14 protein-coding genes and 2 pseudogenes are annotated in these 15,845 nt (G+C 60.3%); 11 read left to right on the forward strand and 5 right to left on the reverse strand.

Annotation, left to right across the window (positions count from 1 at the left end; genetic code table 11):
* Window positions 1-47: 47 nt before the first annotated feature.
* The 3 genes and pseudogenes from pgeF to lgt all read right to left on the reverse strand — a co-directional run bounded on the left by pgeF (window position 48) and on the right by lgt (window position 2,779).
* Window positions 48-815 carry a peptidoglycan editing factor PgeF gene (gene pgeF / locus L0Z65_RS02040; RefSeq protein ID WP_405110317.1) on the reverse strand — a complete coding sequence of 256 codons (768 nt, stop codon included), beginning with the start codon at window positions 813-815 and terminating at the stop codon, window positions 48-50.
* Window positions 812-1,880: pseudogene (locus L0Z65_RS02045) on the reverse strand (class I SAM-dependent methyltransferase). The gene pgeF and the pseudogene L0Z65_RS02045 overlap by 4 nt, the downstream one beginning before the upstream one ends.
* Complete coding sequence (lgt, locus tag L0Z65_RS02050) at window positions 1,877-2,779, reverse strand: prolipoprotein diacylglyceryl transferase (RefSeq protein WP_405110320.1); 903 nt, start codon at window positions 2,777-2,779, stop codon at window positions 1,877-1,879. Before lgt ends, L0Z65_RS02045 begins: the two are co-directional and overlap by 4 nt.
* Window positions 2,780-2,875: 96 nt before the next feature.
* Here lgt and L0Z65_RS02055 point away from each other — a divergent pair, with 96 nt between their 5' ends.
* The 5 genes from L0Z65_RS02055 (at window position 2,876) to L0Z65_RS02075 (ending at window position 6,170) form a co-directional block, all read left to right on the forward strand.
* Complete coding sequence (locus tag L0Z65_RS02055; RefSeq protein ID WP_040180341.1) at window positions 2,876-3,124, forward strand: accessory factor UbiK family protein; 249 nt, start codon at window positions 2,876-2,878, stop codon at window positions 3,122-3,124.
* 375 nt (window positions 3,125-3,499) lie between these two features.
* Window positions 3,500-4,000 (forward strand): YbjN domain-containing protein, encoded by a 501-nt coding sequence (locus L0Z65_RS02060; RefSeq protein ID WP_405110323.1) that lies wholly within the window; start codon window positions 3,500-3,502, stop codon window positions 3,998-4,000.
* A 58-nt stretch (window positions 4,001-4,058) separates the two neighbouring features.
* Window positions 4,059-4,886, forward strand: coding sequence for a pyrroline-5-carboxylate reductase (gene proC, locus L0Z65_RS02065; protein ID WP_405110326.1), 828 nt, complete (start codon window positions 4,059-4,061; stop codon window positions 4,884-4,886).
* On the forward strand, window positions 4,879-5,217 hold the full coding sequence (locus tag L0Z65_RS02070) for a tRNA-binding protein (protein ID WP_405110329.1): 339 nt from the start codon (window positions 4,879-4,881) through the stop codon (window positions 5,215-5,217). Before proC ends, L0Z65_RS02070 begins: the two co-directional genes overlap by 8 nt.
* A gap of 26 nt (window positions 5,218-5,243) precedes the next feature.
* Window positions 5,244-6,170: a 2-hydroxyacid dehydrogenase gene (locus tag L0Z65_RS02075; protein WP_405112429.1), complete on the forward strand. Its 927-nt coding sequence runs from the start codon at window positions 5,244-5,246 to the stop codon at window positions 6,168-6,170.
* Window positions 6,171-6,231: 61 nt separating this feature from the next.
* On the opposite strand, the pseudogene L0Z65_RS02080 reads toward L0Z65_RS02075, so the two are convergent.
* A pseudogene (locus tag L0Z65_RS02080) lies at window positions 6,232-6,832 on the reverse strand (thymidine kinase).
* A 387-nt stretch (window positions 6,833-7,219) separates the two neighbouring features.
* Here L0Z65_RS02080 and L0Z65_RS02085 point away from each other — a divergent pair.
* Both L0Z65_RS02085 and arsH read left to right on the forward strand, forming a co-directional pair.
* Window positions 7,220-7,681 (forward strand): hypothetical protein, encoded by a 462-nt coding sequence (locus L0Z65_RS02085; RefSeq protein ID WP_040173954.1) that lies wholly within the window; start codon window positions 7,220-7,222, stop codon window positions 7,679-7,681.
* Between the two features lies 1 nt (window position 7,682).
* Window positions 7,683-8,432, forward strand: coding sequence for an arsenical resistance protein ArsH (gene arsH / locus L0Z65_RS02090; RefSeq protein WP_405110333.1), 750 nt, complete (start codon window positions 7,683-7,685; stop codon window positions 8,430-8,432).
* Between the two features lie 100 nt (window positions 8,433-8,532).
* Here arsH and L0Z65_RS02095 read toward each other — a convergent pair whose 3' ends face one another.
* Window positions 8,533-9,657 (reverse strand): beta-ketoacyl-ACP synthase III, encoded by a 1,125-nt coding sequence (locus L0Z65_RS02095; protein ID WP_405110336.1) that lies wholly within the window; start codon window positions 9,655-9,657, stop codon window positions 8,533-8,535.
* A gap of 211 nt (window positions 9,658-9,868) precedes the next feature.
* Here L0Z65_RS02095 and L0Z65_RS02100 point away from each other — a divergent pair, with 211 nt between their 5' ends.
* The 4 genes from L0Z65_RS02100 (at window position 9,869) to L0Z65_RS02115 (ending at window position 15,773) form a co-directional block, all read left to right on the forward strand.
* Window positions 9,869-10,366: a MarR family winged helix-turn-helix transcriptional regulator gene (locus tag L0Z65_RS02100; protein WP_096873176.1), complete on the forward strand. Its 498-nt coding sequence runs from the start codon at window positions 9,869-9,871 to the stop codon at window positions 10,364-10,366.
* Window positions 10,367-10,369: 3 nt separating this feature from the next.
* Entirely contained in the window at window positions 10,370-11,413 is a 1,044-nt protein-coding gene (locus L0Z65_RS02105) for an efflux RND transporter periplasmic adaptor subunit (protein ID WP_096871904.1), read from the forward strand.
* Between the two features lie 11 nt (window positions 11,414-11,424).
* Window positions 11,425-14,469 carry an efflux RND transporter permease subunit gene (locus L0Z65_RS02110; RefSeq protein WP_405110340.1) on the forward strand — a complete coding sequence of 1,015 codons (3,045 nt, stop codon included), beginning with the start codon at window positions 11,425-11,427 and terminating at the stop codon, window positions 14,467-14,469.
* Window positions 14,470-15,059: 590 nt separating this feature from the next.
* Window positions 15,060-15,773, forward strand: coding sequence for a trypsin-like serine peptidase (locus L0Z65_RS02115; protein ID WP_405110343.1), 714 nt, complete (start codon window positions 15,060-15,062; stop codon window positions 15,771-15,773).
* Window positions 15,774-15,845: the final 72 nt, after the last annotated feature.

Consider the following 15,845-nt stretch of genomic DNA (forward strand, 5'->3'; position numbering starts at 1 on the left):
TTTGCACGGGAATTCAATGTTGTGTCACATGATGATGGCCGCGGTGATTACAGGCGGATACAGGAAATCAGGCGACCATAGTCTGCCTCTTTCTGGTGGGTCGCACGGCGGTAGGAGTAGAACCGTTCCGGGTCGGAATAGGTGCAATGACCGGTCCAGGCCGCCTCTGTCACGCCTGCGCTGCGGAGTTTTTGCAGGCCCAGCGATGGCAGGTCAAAGAGATACCGGTCGCCCTCGCCATTGGCAAAAAACCGGGCATTGTCCGCATCCTGCATCATGAAGTCATCAAAGAACTCCGGGCCGACCTCATAGGCGCGCTGCGAGATCGAGGGGCCGATAACCGCGCGGGTGTTTTGACGGCTCGCCCCCAGCTGTTCCATGGCATCCAAGGTGGCTTCCAGAACGCCGTCCAGCGTGCCGCGCCAGCCCGCATGGGCGGCGCCGACCACCTTTGCCTCGGCGTCGTGGAACAGCACCGGCTGGCAATCAGCGGTCAGGATGGACAGCACCACACCGGGCACATTCGTGACCATCGCGTCGGCCTGAATGTCGCCCTGAATATTGTCTTGTCGCACATCGGAGATGGTCAGGACATTGGCCGAATGCACCTGATTGACCCGGCCGAGCGCCTCCGGCGGTGCGTCCATCGCGGCGGCAGCTCGGGTCCGGTTGATCTGCACGGCTTCCCGCTGATCGGACGAACCAAGCCCGCAGTTCAGCCCCGCAAAGATCCCTGAAGACGCGCCACCGCGACGGGTGAAAAACCCGTGTTTGGTGCCATTCAACAAATCGGAGATGAGAATTTCCAGCGTCATGCGTTCAATCCCGGTGGAGGTGAGGCCTGCATGGGGAAAATCCCCAGCACTTTGAACAGGTTTCCCATTTCCTCAGGGTGCGTCAACCGCCGATGTGCAGCAATCAAAGATTGCAGGGCGTTCCCCCTCCAGCCGCGCGGCCAGCGTCTGCGCGCGATCGGTGATGCCCAGACGCTCCAGAAACACGCCCTGTGGGGTCAGCCGACTATGGCTGCAACCGGCGGCCTTCGCGGTCAGCGCCAGTGCCTCAAAATCAACATGGGTGGTCAGATCGGCGCTGCCGGGGGCGTCCAGCGGGTCGCTTGGTGCATGGGCGCGCAAGGCCTGCAGCGTATCCCCCAGGGAGCGCCAGTCGCCATAGTCCACGATCAGCGCCGCACCGCCGTGACTTGCAATCCGGGCGGCGATGGTCTGCACCATGGGCTGCGCTGCTTCGCAGAGTTCCACCAGATCATTATCGCGGGTGTCCTCAAGACGATGCGCCAGCGCCGGTTGCGGTGTCACCGCGCCAAGGCCAAAGCTCAGCATGCCGTCCTGCAGCCCGACGGATTTTTCGCGCCAGCCGTTGCCATCTCGCAGAAATTGACGCACCGGCAGCGCATCGAAGAATTCATTTGCGATCAGAAACAGCGGCTGCTCCGGCAGCGCTGTGATGGTGTCGTGCCAAAGAGGAGCGTAACCGCTCAAGGTCTCCGCCTGCCGTGCGCGCAGGGTGGGGGAGGCCTCGAGGAGCGCGATTTGCATGGCGTCGTGGAACCCCGGCACCTGTTTGGTGGCGCGCAGCAGATCCGCCATCAATGTGCCGCGACCGGGGCCAAGCTCGGCCAGAATAAACGGGTTAGGGCTGCCCTGATCCTGCCAGCATTGCGCCAATGCCAGCCCGATCAGCTCTCCGAACATCTGGCTGATCTCCGGCGCGGTGATGAAATCGCCCGCGCGGCCCAGCGGGTCGCGGGCTGTGTAATAGCCATAGGTCGGGTGCAGCAGCGCCTCCGCCATGTAGTCCGCAACCGAAATCGGTCCCTCGGCGCGGATGCGGGTCGCGATGTGGTCGCTCAGGCTCATGCGGGGACCTCGGTGGTGGAGCGGCGGCGCAGTACCAAAAAGACACCGATGGCAATCATCGGCAAGGACAACAGCTGCCCCATGGTCAGCCCATATCCGCTGATCTCCCAGGCGAGGCCAAGCGGGTTCTCGGCTGTTACGAATTGCGCATCCGGTTGGCGTACAAATTCGACCGCAAATCGCGCCGCACCATAGCCTGCAAGAAACACGCCGGTGATCCAGCCGGGCTGGCGCAGCGCAGCGCGCCGGTAGACCAGCCACAGGAGAACCGCGCCGAGGATCAACCCTTCCAGCAGCGCCTCATAAAGTTGCGAGGGGTGGCGCGCGCAGATCTCCCCCAGCGCCTGACCGCAGGACTGCGCTGCACGCCCCGGAAAGGCCACGCCCCACGGCAGATCAGTTGCCCGGCCCCAAAGTTCGGCATTGTTGAAATTTGCAAGCCGCCCCAGCAGCAGCCCCGGCGGCACCGTATGGGCCACCAGATCGGCAATCTGCAGGCGCGGGATATTGTGGCGCAGCGCGTAAAGCCAAGTCGCCAGAATCACGCCGATCAGGCCGCCATGAAACGCCATGCCCCCCTGCCAGATTCGCAGAATTTCTGTCGGGTTCGCAAGGTAATAGCCCGGCTGATAAAACAGCACATAGCCCAGCCGCCCGCCCAGGATGACGCCGAGGATGATCCAGGTCAGCAAATCCTCAACCTGTGCCGCTTTCATTGGCGGCTGCACGCCGGGCCAAAGGGCGGGGCGTCGCAGCGCCGCCACCGCCAGCCGCCAGGCAATGACAATGCCAACGATGTAGGCCAGCGCATACCAGCGCAGAGCGAATTGGCTGCCAAACAGCTCAATTGTGAAAATTTCCGGGGTCAGATCGGGGAACTGGAGGAAGAATGCGTGCATATGCCGTCAATGCCTTTGCAGGGGCTGCAGTGTCAACGGCTTGCCGCCGCCGGTGTTGATGCCCATATAGGGGGCAAGGCAGACATGGAGAAGACAATGCAGACGCGCAACAAGATCATGGATGATATTTCTCAGCTGATGACCAATGCCATGGGCGTGGCCCATGGCGCGCGGGAAGAGGCAGAGACGGCGATGAAGGGGTTGATCGACCGTTGGCTGGCGGATCGCGATTTCGTGACCCGTGAGGAGTTCGACGCGGTGCGCGCCATGGCGCAGAAAGCCCGCGAGGAGAATGAGGCACTGAAAGCGCGGCTTGATGCGCTGGAAGCGGGCAAATCCGGCTGACGCTCTCCCGGTGCTGTTCCTGGGGGACACACCCAGGTAATGGCTGAAAATATCCGATCTGCAACATTCATTGGCGCACGGCCCCGTCTGGGCTGTGCGCCATTCTTCTGCCGGTATGTGGGGCGCAGTGCGCGATCTTGATGCCTGCAACCGCGTCCGATCTCAAACTCACGGCGCTGTCACGATATTTTGAGGCTATGGGCGGTTCGTCCACAACTTATTGCAGTTATCCCCAAATAAAGGGTTGCCAGACTCTCTCGCGGCCTCCACCATATCTAGTAGGAGAAGAGGAAAGTCTCCTCTCCTTATTGAGCAGGCCGCTAGCAATTGGGGGTGCCCCGCATCTCTTTTGCTAGAGATCAGAGAGGTGGCAACATGGCTCTTTCCGAACATTTTCTGGAAGACGAAATTCACCCTATCGACATCGTCGAACATCTGGCCTCGGACCATGATTGGGATTTCGACCGCATCGGCGACGATCAGATTGCGATGGCGGTGGAAGGTCAGTGGCGAACCTATTCGCTGACACTGGCGTGGTCCGGCTATGAAGAAACCCTGCGGATGGTGTGCAGCTTTGAGATGGAACCGCCAAAGGACCAGCTGCCAAGGCTCTATGAGCTGATCAACGAGATGAATGATCAGTGCTGGGCTGACGGTTTCACCTTCTGGGCCGACCATAAGCTGATGCTTTATCGTTATGGGTTGGTGCTGACCGGGGGGCAGGTGGCCAGCCCGGAGCAGATCGACACGATGATCAACTCCGCTGTCGCCAATTGCGAACGCTACTATCCGGCCATCCAGCTGATGGTCTGGGGCGGGCAGTCGCCGCGCGACGCGCTTCAGGTCGCCATTGCAGAGGCTTACGGGCGCGCGTAAACCTTTCCCCGAACCGGGTCCCGCATGGGGCCGGAGATCCGATCAGGGGAGGGGAAAGATGCAGGTATCAGAGATCGCAGCGCGCGGCATCGCGCTTTTGGGCTGCGGCAAGATGGGCTCGGCTATGTTGGCGGGCTGGCTTGACCGGGGGGTATCCCCGGAGGCTGTCTGGGTGATCGACCCCAACCCGTCCGATTGGTTGCGTCAGACTGGTGTTCACATCAATGCGCCGCTGCCTGAGGCTGGTGCAGATGTGCCGGGGATCGTGTTGATCGCGGTCAAGCCACAGATGATGGGCGAGGCTCTGCCGCAGCTACAACAGCTCGGCAATGGTGAGACGCTGTTTATTTCCGTGGCTGCCGGGACTTCAATCGCCACCTACGAAAGCCTGCTTGGCGCCAAAACGCCGGTTGTGCGGGCGATGCCGAACACACCGGCTGCGGTTGGGCGCGGCATCACCGCGATCGTCGGTAACGCCTGCGCCTCTGCGGAGGACGTGATCCGCGCGGAGACGTTGCTGCAGGCAATTGGTCAGACTGTCCGGCTGGAAACTGAGGCACAGATGGACGCTGTCACCGGGGTCAGCGGCTCCGGTCCGGCTTATGTCTTTCACCTGATTGAAACCCTTGCGGCAGCAGGCGAGGCCGAGGGGCTTCCGGCGGATCTTGCCATGCAGCTGGCCAAGGCCACGGTGGCGGGCGCAGGCGCGCTGGCGGAAGCAGCAGAGGAAACCCCAGCAGAGCTGCGCGTCAATGTGACCAGCCCCAATGGCACCACACAGGCCGCATTGGAGGTGCTGATGGACGCGGACAACGGCTTCCCACCCTTGCTGCGGCGGGCGGTTGCGGCGGCCTCCCACCGGTCAAAGGAGCTGTCGCGTGGATAACATCAGTTTCGACGATTTTCTGAAGGTTGATATCCGCGTCGGCGAGGTTGTGCGCGCTGAGGACTACCCCGAGGCCCGCAAACCCGCGATCAAGATGTGGGTGGATTTCGGCGACGAGATCGGCGTCAAGAAAACCTCGGCGCAGGTCACCGCACATTACACCCCGGAAAAACTCTTGGGCAGACAGGTGATGGCGGTGGTCAATTTTCCGCCCCGGCAGATCGGCAAATTCATATCAGAAGTGCTGGTTCTGGGGCTGCCGGATGAGGCGGGCGAAATCATGTTGATCGGCCCGGATGGGGCTGTACCACTTGGGGGGCGGATGCATTGAGCGGGAAACTCTGGATTACCCGCCCGATGACCGCGGCTGTTGAGGCGCGTGCCCGCTCGGAATTCGATGTTGAGATCCGGCAGGAGACAACACCACTGAGTGCCGAGGAGCGCCAGCGGGCGCTGCGTGAGTTTGATATCGTGATGCCCACCCTTGGCGATCAGTTCGACGCGGCGAGTTTTGCCGACACCCCTGCGCCTCGGTGCAGGCTGCTGGCCAATTTTGGCGTCGGCTACAATCACATTGACGTCGACGCCGCGAAAACTGCGGGCGTTGCGGTCAGCAACACACCGGGCGCGGTCACCGATGCCACCGCTGATACCGCGCTGACGCTGATGCTGATGACCGCGCGTCGGGCGGGCGAGGGGGAGCGACTGGTCCGCTCCGGTCAATGGCAAGGCTGGCATCCAACCCAGATGCTGGGGCTGCATCTGACCGGCAAACATGTGGGTATCGTCGGCTTCGGTCGCATTGGTGAGGCCATCGCGCGGCGCTGTCACTTCGGTTTTGGCATGTCGGTCAGCTATCTGGCGCGCAGTGAAAAATCACCGGGCTTTCCGGCGACCCGGGCCGACAGCCTGACTGCCTTGGCGGCAAGTGTCGATGTGCTGGTGCTGGCAGTACCGGGCGGTGCCGAGACCCGGCATCTGATCAATGCGGAGGTTCTGGCGGCGATGCGGCCTGAGGCGCTGTTGATCAATATCGCCCGTGGCGAGGTCATGGATGAGGCGGCGCTGATTTCGGCCCTTCAGACGGGGCAGATCGCCGGGGCCGGGCTGGATGTCTATGAGTTCGAACCAGAGGTGCCATTGGCGCTGCGGCAGATGGAGCAGGTCACGCTCCTGCCGCATCTGGGCACAGCCACGGAAGAGGTGCGCAGCGATATGGGACATCTGGCGCTGGACAATGTGGCGGCCTTCCTCGCTGGGAAGCCGCTGATTTCGCCGGTTTGATAAAGCGCAAAGGTCAGGGCGCGGAGAGTATGCGCCCCGCCATAGTTTTGGTCTGAGTGCGTCAGTCAGACGTCTCCGCAGGCAGGTCGCCCGTGGCCTGTCGCCAGTGGCGACGGCAGAGCGACACATATGTTTCATTGCCGCCGATCTGCACCTGGGCCCCTTCGGTGATGGTCCGCCCCTGATCATCCTGCCGGATCACCATGGTTGCTTTCTTGCCGCAGTGACAGATGGTGCGCACCTCGCGCATTTCATCAGCCAGCGCCAGCAGCGTCGCCGATCCCGGAAACAGCTTGCCCTGAAAATCGACCCTGAGCCCGTAGCACAGGACCGGCACCCGCAGATCATCCACCACCCGTGCCAGATCCCAGACCTGATCCGGCGACAGAAACTGCGCCTCATCGACAAAGATACTGGCGACCGGGCCCGTCGACAGACGGTTGGCCACCTTGTCAAACAGGTTCTCGCCAGGGCGAAACATATCCGCCTCGGCGCCGATCCCGATGCGGGAGGCAATCCGCCCCTGACCGGCGCGGTCATCCAACGCCGCAGTCAGCAGATAGGTGTCCATATTGTTCTCGCGGTAGTTATGCGAGGCTTGCAAGAGCACCGTCGATTTGCCTAGCATTCATGGTGGAGTAATGAAAGTAAAGCTTGGCCATGGGGCTGATTTAGCCGCAGTGCCCCCTGGAGGAAACGGTTTTCTTCACCAGATGCGGCCAGATGTGGAATGGTAGGGCGGGCTTGGGTGAGCCATCCATGAAGCACCCTGCACGCAGATGTCGGTCCGAGGCGAAACAACCCGAGAAACGAACCACACGACACCCGCGGCAGGGCGCAAACTGGACGGAAATTGCCCACCAGCGAAAGCCCACGAAACACGCCTCCGCCCCCAACACATTTCCCTGTCGTAAGACCTGGATCAGCGCTGTAAGTCCCTTAAAACCTTAGGGATAGAAATAGGTTCGCATTTCCTTTAAGTGTCGTGAATGGGAAATTAACGCGTTTCTTCCCCAATGGGGAAGCGGTCATATGCAGGTAGAATTTATATGGCAGACATAGGTACTTATCTAAAAAAACACACCGAGGCGCTGGTCAAGGATGTGGGGATCGAGGCGGCCTGCCAGATCACAGGGAAATCCAAGGCGACGCTTGGCCGGTATTACTCGGATAATGCCGAACACGCCGATCGCTTCATGCCGGTTGATGCGGTGGCCAAGCTTGAGGCGGCGGCCTCCTTTCCGCATGTGACCTCTGGTCTGGCGGATCTGAAGAACATCACCCTGTCGTATTGTGAGGCAAGCGCGGCGTCAGAGGCCCGCAGCGGTGGCGTCAATGCCGATGTGATTGCACTGAGCCAGCGTTTCGCCACCTTGATGAGTGAGTATCAGGAGGCGATGGCCGATGGAATTATCACCATCAACGAGGCCAAGCGACTGCTGCGCGAAACGGTGATGTTGCAGCAGGTGCTGCTGGATATGAAACTGCATCTGGAAGAAGAGAGTGGCTGAGATGTCAACGGGGAAGGCCGCGACGCCTGAAACACGAGCGGCCGAGGATCTGCCTGCGCTCGTTGACGCTGCATTGCCGCAGATTGATGTTGCTGGTCTGGCAGCGGCGGACGATCCGCAGCATCCACCGCGCATTCTGCTCCTTTACGGGTCGTTGCGGTCTGTAAGCTATTCACGAAAAGTCGCCGAGGAGGCTGCGCGGATCCTGCGCGCGCTGGGTTGTGAGACGCGGATCTTTGATCCGAGCGGATTGCCCCTGCCGGATGACGAAGGATCCGAGGGACATCCCAAGGTCACCGAACTGCGTGATCTGGCGGTCTGGAGCGATGGCATGGTCTGGTCCAGCCCCGAACGCCATGGCGCAATGACCGGCATTATGAAGACACAGATCGACTGGCTGCCGCTGTCGCTGAAGGGCGGCATCCGCACCACGCAGGGCAAGACGCTGGCGGTGATGCAGGTCTCTGGTGGGTCGCAATCCTTCAATGCGGTCAATCAGATGCGCATTCTGGGCCGCTGGATGCGGATGATCACCATCCCCAACCAGTCCTCCATTCCCCGGGCCTGGCTGGAATTTGGCGAGGGGGAGCGACTGCCTGACGGTCCGTTTTATCGCCGGGTTGTCGATGTGATGGAAGAGTTGGTGAAATTCACCTGGCTGACCCGTGGCCGCAAGGATTACCTGGTCGACCGCTATTCCGAGCGGGTTGAAGATGTCGAAGCCGTGCATCAGCGGGTGTCGCAGAAATAACCCGGATCGTCAGGTGCTCCGTTACAAAACAGGGCCTGCCACACTCGGCAGGCCCTTTTTCTATGGCTCATGTCGTCTACCAGGGCGAGCCTGCGAAGGCTCAGGCAACGCGGCGCAGGATCACGGAACCCACGGAATAGCCTGCCCCAAACGAACAGATCAGCCCAAGATCCCCCGCGGCCAGATCGTCTGAGTATTTCGAGAAAGCGATGATCGACCCCGCTGAGGATGTATTGGCGTAATCCTGCAGGATATTGGGCTGTTCACCGGCCTCCGGCGTGCGGCCGAGGACTTTCTTGCCGATGAAATCATTCATCGTCTTATTCGCTTGATGCAGCCAGAGCCGTTTCAGGTCGGTGTTTGCAACCCCTTCAGCCTCCATGTGCTCGGCGATGTGCTGGCTGACCATCGGCAGCACTTCCTTAAACACCTTACGCCCGTTCTGCATGAACTGCATGTCGCGGCGATCCTCGACGCCGTCCGGGCGGGAGCGGCGCAGGTAGCCGTTGTTGTTGCGGATGTTGTTGGAGAAACTGGTGGCACAGCGGGTCGACAGGATCTCGAAATAGGCTCCCGTTGCGTCTTCGCTGCGCTCGATCAGGGTCGCTGTCGCCACATCGCCGAAGATGAAGTGACAATCGCGGTCGCGCCATTCCAGATGGCCGGAGCAGATCTCCGGGTTCACCACCAATGCCGCGCGGATTGACCCCGACCGCACCATATCTGCGGCGGCCTGAATGCCAAAGGTGGCCGAGGAACAGGCGACATTCATGTCAAAGGCAAAGCCCTCAATGCCCAACAGATCCTGAATTTCGATTGCCAACGCAGGGTAGGCGCGTTCCATATTGGAGGCCGCGCAGATTACCGCATCAACATCGGCAGCGGTCTTGCCTGCCTGCGCCAGCGCCTTTTTGGCGGCATCCAGCGCCATCTCTGCCATGATGGACGGCTCATCATCGCTGCGTTGACGCAACAGCGGGTGCATCACCTCGGGATCCAGAACGCCGCTTTTGTCCATCACATAGCGCTGCTCGATGCCGGAAGCCTTGAGGATGAACTCCTCCGAGGAATGCGCCAACGGCTCTATCTCGCCAGCGGCAATCGCCTCGGCATTTTCGGCATTGGTCTTGTCTGCGTAGGCATTGAATGCCGCGACCAGCTCGGCGTTGGTGATCGTCTGTGACGGGGTGAAGACGCCCGTGCCGGTGATGGCGGGTGTGAACATGCGCTGGACCTTCGGGTGGTTTTCAAAAAGTGCTGCATATCTGGGCATCTTCCCCCTGTCAGGTCAAGTCTGGCGCCATTGCTCATGGTAATAGCTGCTCCTACGTCAACGCCACAGGCAGGGGGCCGCAGCCGGTTTGAGGCCCTCAGGAAACTTCCCTCCTTGAATAGTTCGAATTTTGAAGTATATGCCCCCTGAAGGCGGTGGCGGAATGATTCGAGACTCCGACAAGATTTTTGACGATGACACAGCCCAGCATGCACGTGAGACCCGTCCGGAGGTCAGCGCGATGTTGGGTGTTTTTGCGCTTTATTGGCGCATTGAGGCCTGCATCGAAGACAGCGTTGACATGCCCGAATTGAGCCGGATGGAATGTCACATCCTGGTGCGTCTTGGGACCCCATCCCGCATGGGGGAGCTGGCGCGAATGCTGCAGACCGTTCCCTCTTCGGTGACCGCGGCAGCAGACCGTCTGGAACGGCAAGGGCTGATCCGGCGCAGCCGCGATCCTCAGGACCGGCGCGCCTGGCTTTTGTCACTAACGCCAGATGGCCTGATCAAGCGAGATCGCCTGGTGGCGGCGATGTCTGAGCTGTTTCAGCGCATTTCTGGGCTTGATCGGGACGAAATCCAACAATTTGCGGCCCTTTCGGCCAAAATCCATGACACTGTTGTAGCGGCGGACGCGAATCCGCTTCGGAAGGAGTAACTTATGCAGCTGAGTTCGAGAGTCATCGCCGGTATCGCCGCGCTGATGTTGGCGGGGGGACCGGCACTTGCCGCGGATGTCCTGAAACCGGTCAAACTGATGGAAACACAGTCCGGTGCAATGCCAATCCACCGCGAGTTCTATGGTCAGGTCGCCGCCAAGGAAACGGTTGATCTGGCGTTCCAGGTTGGCGGTCAGGTGGTGAAGTTTCCGGTGACCGAAGGTGCCTTTGTGCCGAAGGGGGCGCTGGTTGCTGAACTGGACCTCGAACCGTTTGAGCTGAAACTTGGTCAGGCGCAGCTGCAGAAGGAACAGGCAGATCGCACGGTCACACGTCTGGAAAAACTGACTGGCACCGTCAGCCAGGTCTCCATCGACGATGCCGAGACCCAGGCGGGTCTGGCGCGGATTGCCCTGCGGGATGCGGATTACGCGCTGGAACATGCAACTCTGAACGCCCCTTTTGATGCGCTGGTTTCCAGCCGTGAAGTAGCATTGTTCAGCACTGTCAGCGCGGGCGCGCCGGTTGTGCGCCTGCACGACATGTCGGAACTGCATATTGAGGTCGACGTGCCTGAAGTGCTGTTCCAGCAGGGGGAAGACAATGATGCCCTGACAATCACCGCAACCTTTCCAAACAGCGATACCGCATATCCGCTGGAAATTCTGGAATTCGATGCCGAGGCCAGCAGTGTTGGCCAGACCTATCGCGTGACCTTCCGCCTGGACCCGCCAAAGGACCGTCAGGTCTTCCCCGGGGCGTCCACGACCGTACGGGTCACTGTGGATACCGGGTTATCAGCCATTGTGGTTCCACCGACCGCAATTGTGCCCGCCGCCAATGGTGAGCCTGGCGTGATGCTGTTTTCGCCCAAAGGTGGGGATGAGGGCACCGTGACCTGGACCAGGGTTGAAACCTCCGCCACCGATGGTGGCCAGATTGAGATCACCTCCGGTCTGCAGGGCGGTGAAGAAATCGTGCTGACCGGTGGCGGCGCGCTCGCCGATGGTGAGGCTGTGCGCCGCTTCACCGGCTTCACCAACTGAGGGCGGATCTCATGGACATTGCACGCGGGTCGATCAATCGGCCGCTTTATACATGGCTCATCATGCTTGCCGCGCTGTTTGGCGGGATCTGGGGGTTCCTGAACCTCGGACGGCTCGAAGACCCGGCCTTCACCATCAAACAGGCGGTGGTCATCACCCAATATCCCGGTGCCAGCGCTGAGCAGGTGGCACTAGAAGTCTCCGAACCGCTGGAATCGGCGATCCAGAAGATGGGAGAGGTGAAACAGATCACCTCAATGAACCAGCCGGGGCTTTCGCGCATCGACGTTGAGATGCAGGACACCTTTGACGGAAGCGAGCTTCCGGCTCTCTGGACCAAGCTGCGCAGTGAGGTCGAAGACGCGGCACGCGAACTGCCTGAGGGGGTCAGCGCGCCGTTCGTCAATGACGGGTTCGGGGATGTGTTCGGCGTCTTCTATGCGGTGACAGCCGAGGGGTACACTGATGCGGAGCGCCACGAACTGGCGACCTTCCTGCGCCGTGAACTGCTGGCGGTGGATGGCGTGGCCGATGTCGAAATCGCGGGCCTGCCGGAAGAGGCGATCTTTGTCGAACCGAAGATGGCGATCACCGTAAACCAGAACATTCCGATCAATGCAGTGTCGAACGCTCTGGCCACGGCCAATTCGGTGCGTTCTGCGGGCCAAGTCGATAACGGGCCGGTGCAGACGCGCGTCAGCGCTCCGGAAGGCTCCGACTCCGTGACGGAAATTGCGGGTCTTACTGTGGGGTCTCAGGGCGAGGTCATCAATATTATCGACATGGCCGATGTCCATCGTGGCCGGGTGGATGATCCGTCCCAGATCATCCGCTTTGACGGTGTTGAGGCCTTTACCATCGGGGTTGCAGGTCTGGCGACAGAAAATATCGTTGAGGTGGGCCAGCGGGTGGACGCGCGTCTGGCTGAGCTGGACAGTCAGATCCCTTACGGTGTTGAGCTGAAGCCGATTTACCAGCAGCATGTCGTCGTAGATCAGGCGTCCAATGACTTTCTGGTGAATCTTGCGATGTCGGTCGGCATCGTGGTGATCGTGCTGGCGGTCTTCATGGGCTGGCGGGCCGCCATCGTTGTGGGCACCACGCTGTTGCTCACGGTTGTCGGAACGCTGATGTTCATGAATTTCTTCTCCATTGAAATGGAGCGGATTTCCCTTGGCGCGTTGATCATTGCGATGGGGATGCTGGTGGATAACGCCATCGTTGTGGCGGAAGGTATGCAGATCTCCATGGCGCGCGGGCGGAATTCTCGCGAGGCCGCGCATGAGGCGGCATCGAAAACCCAGATCCCACTGCTGGGGGCAACCGTCATTGGCATCATGGCCTTTGCCGGTATCGGCCTCAGCCCGGATTCAACCGGTGAGTTCATGTTCTCGCTGTTTGCGGTGATTGGTATTTCGCTGCTGCTCAGCTGGCTTCTGGCGCTGACGGCCACGCCGCTTCTGGCTCACTACTTCTTTAAACAGGGGAGCGGTGACGATCATGATGCCTATTCCGGGATCCTGTTCCGCACCTACAGCAAGATTCTGCGGCTGTCGCTGACACTGCGCTGGTTTGTGGTGCCGGGGCTCATCGCGATCACAGTGTTGTGCTTTATTGGCTTTGGCCAGGTGAAGCAGCAGTTCTTCCCCAATTCCAACACGCCGTTGTTCTTTGTGCACTACAAGCTGCCGCAGGGCACGTCGATCACGACCACCTCACAGCATATGCGTGTGTTTGAGGAATGGCTGGCAGAGCGGGACGATGTGGAAACGACGAGCACATTTGTCGGGCAGGGGGCCACGCGCTTCATGCTGACCTATGATTCCGAAGATCCAACCCCCAGCTATGGGCACCTCATCATCCGGGCCACCAGCCTTGAGGCGATCCCCGCGCTGCAGGCGGATCTGGAGGCCTTTGGTCAGGGGCGTTTCCCTGAGGGAGAATTCCGCACCAAGCGGCTGGTCTTTGGTCCCGGTGGTGGCGCCCCGATTGAGGTGCGGTTCGCCGGGCCTGACCCCCGGGTGCTGCGGCAGCTGGGTGAGGAGGCAATGCAGCGTCTGAAACAGGCGACACCAGATATTCTGAGTGTGCGTCAGGACTGGCGCGAGCAGGAAATCACGTTGAAGCCGATTTATGCCACGGACCGGGCGCAGACCGCCGGTGTCACGCGGGAGGCTATCGCGGATGCGCTGCAATTCTCCACCGATGGTCTGCGGGCGGGTGTGTTCCGCGAGCGGGATCGCTTGATCCCAATCGTTCTGCGCCGTGCCGAGGTTGGTGAATATAATCTGATGGATCAGCTGGTGTTCTCTGAGGCGGCAGGCAAATTTGTGCCGCTTGAGCAGATGGTCGACGGGATTGACGTGGTGGTTGAAAATACCCTTGTCCATCGCCGTGATCGTGTGCCCACGCTGACCGTTGGTGCAGACATTCCGGCAGACCTGACCGCAGCCAGTGTTTTCTCGCAGGTCAAGGATACCATTGAGGAGATCCAGCTGCCTGCGGGCTACACAATGGAGTGGGGTGGGGAGCATGAGAACTCTGCCGACGCCAATGCCAGCCTTGGCAAGCAGCTGCCGGTCACGATCCTGATTATGGTGCTGATTTCGGTGCTGCTGTTCAATGCGATCCGCCAACCGATCATCATCTGGCTGTTGGTGCCGATGTCGGTGAACGGGGTGGTGATTGGCCTCCTTGGAACTGGTATGCCCTTCACCTTTACCGCGCTTCTCGGTCTGCTCAGCCTCTCTGGCATGCTGATCAAGAACGGTATTGTCTTGGTTGAGGAAATCGATCTGGTCCGGGCGGAAGGAAAACCGCTGCGCGAGGCCATTGTCGAGGCGTCCGTGTCGCGTCTGCGCCCGGTCATGTTGGCGGCGGTTACCACCATCCTTGGCATGGCACCGCTGCTGACCGATGCCTTCTTTGTGTCGATGGCAATCACCATCATGGGGGGGCTGGCTTTTGCCACTGTCCTGACCCTGGTGGCCGCGCCTGTGTTCTATCTGATCTTCTTCGGGCGGGATGAAAAACGCGAGCAGGCCGCAGCAGCCTGATCACGGCGCCTGATATTTCAAGAGAAAGCCCCGGTTGCAGAACCGGGGCTTTTTTGTTGTGCAGATCACCTTCTGATTGCGGGGTTGGCTCCGCTGGATAGGTGTTGGACCGGCATAGGCTATGCGGCAAGGTCCCTGTCCAAGGCGGATCCCGGTGTGGCGGTTGGTATTTCGACCCCAAAACCCGGCGATGACCCGAGCGCGATCTCTTAAGACTTATGCGGTGGCAAAGCACCGACAGGATTCGCCTCAATTGCCAGCTTGGCGGGCCAAATTCCGCCTTAATCCCCGCGATTCCTTTCCAGATCTCAGCGCCAGGCCTGTATCCACAGGGAAAATCGCACTGAAACCCTTGCTGGAAAAATGACATTTTTTCCGATGTTTGAGCGAAATTTCCCTAAAAATGTTCAGAGAGGTTAAGGAAAATATAGTGCTGTGGCAGTCCTATGACCGCAGTCGCTGTGCGCGTTAACTGATTGTTAAACATGTCACATTCTGCGCGCCTTTCTGACAGCTCTCCACAACTCCAAGCCGCATTCCAGCCTCAGCCGACCCCGAAGATGGCGATGTGGGAAAAATAGGAGTGGACCATGAAACGCATTATCGGGCTTATCGCCGCCGCTATTATTTCAAGTACAACCTTTAGCCTTTCTGCCGAGGCGCAGTCCTCAGGGGTCAGGGCCGTGCAGGGGTGGGAAGCCGTCGGGCGGCTCAACATCGCTGGGCGCAATATGTGTACCGGCAGTCTGATCGCGCCCAATCTGGTGCTGACAGCTGCGCATTGTCTCTATAATCCGCAAACCGGGCAGGCCGTGAATCCCCGAAACATCAAATTCGAGGCTGGCCTCAATGGTCGCCGGGCCAAGGCATCGCGCCGTGTTGTCAAAGCCGTCGTCCATCCGGGGTATCGCCACAATTGGTCCAGCCGCAGCGAAGCGGGCAGCGATATCGCGGTCTTGCGTCTGGATCGTCCGATTGCAGGCAGCCAGATCCGACCCTTCGTATTGGCCGCAGCCCCAATACCGGGCGACAGTGTTGATGTGCTCTCCTACACTGTCAATCAGGCCACCCGCCCAGCCCGCGAACAAGGATGCCGGATCCTGTCGACCAGAAGCGAAACTCTGGTGACCTCCTGTCGGGTAGAATACGGCGCCTCCGGCTCGCCTGTGCTGCAGATGCGCAAAGGCGGCGCGCCGCTGCTGGTTTCGGTGATCTCGGCCAAGGCTCAGATCGGCCGCAAGCGGGTGTCGCTGGCCACCACCTTTGATGGATCACTGCGTCGGCTAATGCGCCGCGCAGGCTGAGCTGGGCCTGACCAGCCTCCGCTCCGTTTCCCACAAAAGCGTCTGTGGGAGGTGGGCAGCGTCCAGTCAGAC

Origin of the sequence: Phaeobacter sp. BS52, from assembly GCF_045040595.1 — a bacterium.
In the GTDB taxonomy this organism is placed as follows: domain Bacteria; phylum Pseudomonadota; class Alphaproteobacteria; order Rhodobacterales; family Rhodobacteraceae; genus Phaeobacter; species Phaeobacter piscinae.

Excerpts from the sequence above, each read along its gene's own strand:
- pgeF (WP_405110317.1), bottom strand. The coding sequence starts at position 815 with ATGACGCTGGAAATTCTCATCTCCGATTTGTTGAATGGCACCAAACAC.
- L0Z65_RS02075 (WP_405112429.1), top strand. The coding sequence starts at position 5,244 with ATGACCGCGGCTGTTGAGGCGCGTGCCCGCTCGGAATTCGATGTTGAG.
- L0Z65_RS02110 (WP_405110340.1), top strand. The coding sequence starts at position 11,425 with ATGGACATTGCACGCGGGTCGATCAATCGGCCGCTTTATACATGGCTC.
- L0Z65_RS02105 (WP_096871904.1), top strand. The coding sequence starts at position 10,370 with ATGCAGCTGAGTTCGAGAGTCATCGCCGGTATCGCCGCGCTGATGTTG.
- arsH (WP_405110333.1), top strand. The coding sequence starts at position 7,683 with ATGTCAACGGGGAAGGCCGCGACGCCTGAAACACGAGCGGCCGAGGAT.
- L0Z65_RS02060 (WP_405110323.1), top strand. The coding sequence starts at position 3,500 with ATGGCTCTTTCCGAACATTTTCTGGAAGACGAAATTCACCCTATCGAC.
- L0Z65_RS02100 (WP_096873176.1), top strand. The coding sequence starts at position 9,869 with ATGATTCGAGACTCCGACAAGATTTTTGACGATGACACAGCCCAGCAT.
- L0Z65_RS02085 (WP_040173954.1), top strand. The coding sequence starts at position 7,220 with ATGGCAGACATAGGTACTTATCTAAAAAAACACACCGAGGCGCTGGTC.
- L0Z65_RS02095 (WP_405110336.1), bottom strand. The coding sequence starts at position 9,657 with ATGTTCACACCCGCCATCACCGGCACGGGCGTCTTCACCCCGTCACAG.
- proC (WP_405110326.1), top strand. The coding sequence starts at position 4,059 with ATGCAGGTATCAGAGATCGCAGCGCGCGGCATCGCGCTTTTGGGCTGC.
- L0Z65_RS02055 (WP_040180341.1), top strand. The coding sequence starts at position 2,876 with ATGCAGACGCGCAACAAGATCATGGATGATATTTCTCAGCTGATGACC.
- L0Z65_RS02115 (WP_405110343.1), top strand. The coding sequence starts at position 15,060 with ATGAAACGCATTATCGGGCTTATCGCCGCCGCTATTATTTCAAGTACA.
- lgt (WP_405110320.1), bottom strand. The coding sequence starts at position 2,779 with ATGCACGCATTCTTCCTCCAGTTCCCCGATCTGACCCCGGAAATTTTC.